Source organism: Petrachloros mirabilis, assembly GCF_975968855.1.
Genome location: NZ_CDLUDY010000018.1, coordinates 1 through 4,759 on the forward strand (window position 1 = coordinate 1; position 4,759 = coordinate 4,759).

The 4,759-nt window shown below is 55.0% G+C and carries 6 protein-coding genes; 1 reads left to right on the forward strand and 5 read right to left on the reverse strand.

Annotation, left to right across the window (positions count from 1 at the left end; all coding sequences use genetic code 11):
• Positions 1-418: IS630 family transposase (locus ACWVCN_RS00625; protein WP_455243566.1), on the forward strand; the 418-nt coding region annotated here is incomplete at its 5' end.
• 62 nt (positions 419-480) lie between these two features.
• On the opposite strand, the gene ACWVCN_RS00630 is transcribed toward ACWVCN_RS00625, so the two are convergent.
• From ACWVCN_RS00630 to ACWVCN_RS00650, 5 genes are all read right to left on the reverse strand, one after another.
• Positions 481-903 carry a hypothetical protein gene (locus ACWVCN_RS00630; protein WP_455243567.1) on the reverse strand — a complete coding sequence of 141 codons (423 nt, stop codon included), beginning with the start codon at positions 901-903 and terminating at the stop codon, positions 481-483.
• A gap of 51 nt (positions 904-954) precedes the next feature.
• A complete protein-coding gene (locus ACWVCN_RS00635) occupies positions 955-2,481 on the reverse strand; it encodes a poly(ethylene terephthalate) hydrolase family protein (RefSeq protein WP_455243568.1) in 1,527 nt (508 codons plus the stop codon).
• 111 nt (positions 2,482-2,592) lie between these two features.
• On the reverse strand, positions 2,593-3,042 hold the full coding sequence (locus ACWVCN_RS00640; protein WP_455243569.1) for a hypothetical protein: 450 nt from the start codon (positions 3,040-3,042) through the stop codon (positions 2,593-2,595).
• A 1,186-nt stretch (positions 3,043-4,228) separates the two neighbouring features.
• Entirely contained in the window at positions 4,229-4,456 is a 228-nt protein-coding gene (locus ACWVCN_RS00645) for a hypothetical protein (protein ID WP_455243570.1), read from the reverse strand.
• Between the two features lie 103 nt (positions 4,457-4,559).
• On the reverse strand, positions 4,560-4,759 hold a 200-nt coding region (locus tag ACWVCN_RS00650), incomplete at its 5' end, for a hypothetical protein (RefSeq protein ID WP_455243572.1).

Here is a 4,759-nt window from a genome sequence, read left to right on the forward strand (position 1 = left end):
ACCGACTCGCAAGAGTGTTGCCGTATTCGGAGCCGTTTGCATGGCCAATGGACGCTTGGTGACCCGACAGGCCGATAAGTTCTGCGCGGAGAGTTTTCTTTGCTTCTTGCAAGACCTCTTGACTCACCACCGCGAGGGTAGGAAGATCGTCGTGGTTCTGGATAACGCACGATGGCATCACGCACGCAACCTTAAGCCGTGGCTCAAGGAACATCGCCAGTATCTCCGCCTTGACTTTCTTCCTCCCTATAGCCCGAAACTCAATCCCATGGAGCGTGTCTGGAAGCTAACCCGCCGTCTTCGTACCCATAACCGGTACTTCCCGGTTCTCGATGAACTGTCTACAACGGTATTCGATCAGTTCCACGCATGGCAAGAACCAAATGAAACACTACGCCGACTATGCGCAATTATTTAAGACGTCATGTATAGTTTCACTGACTGCGAAAGAACCCATAAATCTGGAACTGGTCGCGCATCCTACGGCGTCGCGGTGTGATTCATCCGCTCAAGAATGTGAGTCGGAACCTTGACACCAAACACGGTTGGGGCCGCGCCCGGGTAGCCCACGGAGACCGACTCAGCCTCTTCCAGATCCGCCGGGCCATAAAAATAGGCTTCCATGCCCGTTTCATCGGGGAAAATTCTGAAACCGTCGGCTTGACGGTCACCGAGCTTGACGATCGGGTCCAGGGCTCGGATCATGAAGTTCTTTCCCCTCAATAGGACCGTAAGTCGCTCGCTGTATTTCGTCCCCCCGATCTCCAACGGCTTGTCCAAGGAGGAAACCTTGAACGTGCATTCGTCGATAACCACCGCCTCGTAAACGGATGCCGCCATGTTCATAGCCGGAAGCAAGAGGACAAGGGCGAGAGATGTGACTGCCGCAATGCTCATTTTCATCGTTTAACGCTCCTTTAGTTGCACGCCTGCGCTCGTAGCAGGCTTCTTTGTTCAGTTTGACACGCCGACATCGTCGACAACAATCTCCCCGGTGCTCGTCGCGCCGAACAAGAAGTATATCCCCGATACCGAACCGAGATCCACCTCGCCCGCCTCAAAAACATCCATCGGGATGCGAATCGTGTTCATAACGGAACGACTCGTCACTCCTTTGTAAGGATAAGGAATCACGCCGTAGTCGCTTACTCTGACTCCCGCATATACGCCTTGGCTGTCCAACAGATAGACGTCAAAGTCCTGGTCTTGACCGGCGGGGTTAAACGGTGAGCTGTGGACCTGTGCTGTGCGGAACGAAAGGTAATCAAAGCCGCTCGCGTCTCCAGCAAAGGGCAGGTTCATTCCGAAGTAGCGGAAACCCGTATCGGGCCACTTCAACCTACCGGCATACGTCTGGTGGTTCCCAGGGGAGAGTGAACGCAAATCGTACTCCGTCGCGCTCGTCAGTCCGCCGAAGTCGTTCGGACCGCCCAGTGAGTTGGTTGCGATGTCGTGGGGCGTGTCTTGGAAGTGATCCAGGTTCACGTGGGTTTCATCAAGGTACTGCTTGTACATCTCGAGGCCAGCCAGAAGATCGAACTCGGCTTCGCCGGAGAAGTAGGGCTTGAGGAAACCGAACCTGCCGGGCATGATCTCCCGCAGGCAGAACGCCATCAGATACATCTTGGCGATCAGCCGCTGATCGTCGGCAGAAATGCGGTCTGGACCCACCCCTTCATCCAAGGTCCACTCCGTGTTAAAGAAGTTGTGGTTGGCTCCGATGATAAACAGCGACCCTTTGTGCGTCGTGAAAGGCTCGGGGAGCTCCAGAGCGCGGTCGTAAATCCGAAACCCTTGACAGTCCCAAACGTCGCCGTCTGCGGATCCGAACATCACGAAGTACGGGTTCTCGCGCATCGGATAGTTGTGAAAATCCACAGGGGCGATCGAGGCGACAGCCTTGATGCCGTAACCTAAATGCTCTGTGAGGTTAAAGTGGTTGGCCGCCACGACCGCTTCGCCGCCTCTTGAGTGCCCGATGAGCGAGATCCTGTCCATGTCAACGACGCCCTCGATCACCCCCCCAGGGGCGCTCCATTCGGACCAGCGTCGGAGGTGTTCCAGGATGAGGCGAGCACGCTCCGCTATGCGATCAGGCAGGGCGTTAAGATCGTTGCCGTCGATCGATATTACGACAAACCCCCAAGAGGCCAAGTCCCCGATGAAATAGTTGTAGCCGAGATAGCTCGGGTCGGCTGGCGAGTGGTTGCCATGAAGCACGGCCACGAAGGGAAACGGCCCCCCGTCGGCCACGGGTTGAAGATAGCCGTCCGAGACAGCAGGATAGCGAACAGTGGCGCGGACGTCCACGTCCTGATCATCCGGATCGATGTCAAAAGCGTCAGGGAATTCGTAGAACCATTCCCCAATGCCATACGGCCCTCTGATCTCAGGTACATCTGCGCGCAGGTCCTTCGGAGCCGTCGCCATGGACCCAACAATCATGGCGGCAAGCACAGTCAAAATAAGGTTCTTTTTCATATGACGACGTTCCTCCATCTTAGTTTCGTGACTTCATCGAAAAAAAGAGGCAGCCGCAGTACCGGGTGGTGGTACGTCGCTTACGCCTAACCGCCTACCGATGCTCTTTGACTACCGGTTATTGTTGCCTGTTCCGCCATCAGTCGTCCCAAAGGTACCGCAAGGTATGATCGCGACTGTTCCTTGGAAAGCCCGATTTAGGGGAATGTAAGTTACATCGTAGGTGCCGTCTGTGAGGTTGATATACACAACACTCGTGGGGTCAGTATACCCTCCTGTCGTCCACGCCCAGACTGTATTCATGCCGATGATAATGTCTCCAGCTCCGTTGACATATGCCGTCCCGCTGCATGTGGCCAATTGCTCCGTTCCACCGTAGGCCAAATATCCGTTCACCTCCCACTTGCCGTCAACGTCATCGAAAGACATCATGTAGTCGTATTCGCCGCCGCTGAGATCGAGGCAGAGTTTTCCTCCGCCCAAGGCTTCACCCATACCAAAACCCAAAAACGCCATTGTAAAGGCTAGCATGAGTGACAAAAGAATATTCTTCCTTTTCATTTCTTTACCTCCTTGTTTGGTGAATGAATTACTTCCCTAATCCTATACGCTTTAGTACCACCACCCAGAAGTCGTAAGAATTGTTTTGCCTCCTCACAAATGCGGGTTATTTCACCCAACTAGAATATAAACAAAATGCCTGGTGTCTCAAGTCAAAATGTTGTCAAATCTTAAAGCTCAGCATGCTACACTCGCTAGATCACGAGCTTTCCGTCCCACCCTCACAGATAGTTTGGCTTTGTCGAGATTCCTATTGTACCAATCCAACTATCTATGTCAAGAAAAAAAGCCCTCATCTTCTGTTTTTTACAGCATTTGGCACCAATTCCCCTTTCACTAGCTTACATCATGTCGGTTTCGACAACTCGCATCAGGCCGCCTGGTGTTAAGCTCCGTTTTCCATTTTAGACGAGCAACGGTTTCCCTCCTTCCATGGCTAATTGAGCAAGGGGCTTCCTAAAACGTGAGGCTTTTATTTGCGTCAAACGAACTTCTATCCGTGCTGACTTCGTCCTGCCAGACACCCGATGCTGTATTCGCCCGAGTGTGGGAAGCGCTGAGATGAGCAGCCCGAACGTGTGTTTCTAACAAACAGTTTTGCCAGCCTTCAAATCTGTTGATTAGCGGTAGGGTCGAGAACTGGCGCGGTGGCCTTAGGGGATGGGGAGTAGCCGTTTCCGGCGGCTTTCGCCATGTGCCGGTGCCTCAATCCGTCCCATAGCTCCGTTTCCAGCTCCCGCCACATCAAACCCAGCGTGCAGATGTCGGGATAGAAATGCGGCGCGCAGTAGCGTTAGGTGGAGAGTTTCCGACACGCACCCTTTCGGTTGTGCGGCGGGTTCCTAGTTCCACCATAGCTTACGTTTCCGCATGCCCCCCTACGATCCCGGACAGTCCGATTTCCAGAGTCCGGTTCTGACCTCGGCCCTGCACGCCATTTTCCGGATGCAGGTCTTCCCGTACAGGCCAAGGCTTAAGTGCCGGCTCACATCCACCCAAGACTGCACGGTTTACCTACACCCTCATTCCGATACCTTTCCACATGACTTCCAGCTCAGCGTCTGGATGCGGTCAGAGTTCTCGGAACCGCCGGGTACCCAGAGCCCCTTTGCCCGGCTCGGGTGTTACCTCCGCCGGGGCGACGTCCTGCGCCGCCTCAAAGGGTGTTACCCCTTCTTCTTCGCTCCTACGGGCTCATGCGCCAGACCAAATCCCTCCCGCCGATTTCGACCTTATACGACAGGTCTTCGCAGGTTGTCGCCAGTCCCTGCTGGGAGATGGTCCTTCCCAACATTATCTCTGCAATCCTTGCGTAGGCGCTTGGACCCATACCCCGCCATGTTCCCTGGGTGCTCTCACCCATTTCTTCCCCAGGAACTCCGGCCTCACGCCACGGGAAACGCGTTCGGCACACGAAACTATCCCTGCATTGCAGCTTCCACAGAGAGCCCAATTTCGGGGCTGCAGTCATTCGTTCACCTTCAGGCTCCTACGCTCGCTAGGCCCCCAGGCTGCACCTACCGCGGCTTCTGCCGGGCAGCCGGGCCATTTACACCACGCATCGCCCGGGTGGTACCCACTCCGAGATGTGGCATCGCTACGTGTCCGACATGGGCAATTGACACGGCTGGACTTCCACCAGCTGGATTGCAGCCTTGTTGGCTGCTCCTTCCCGCACTGAGCTTCCCTGTCCGCTTCGCGCCAAGGGTTATGAGAC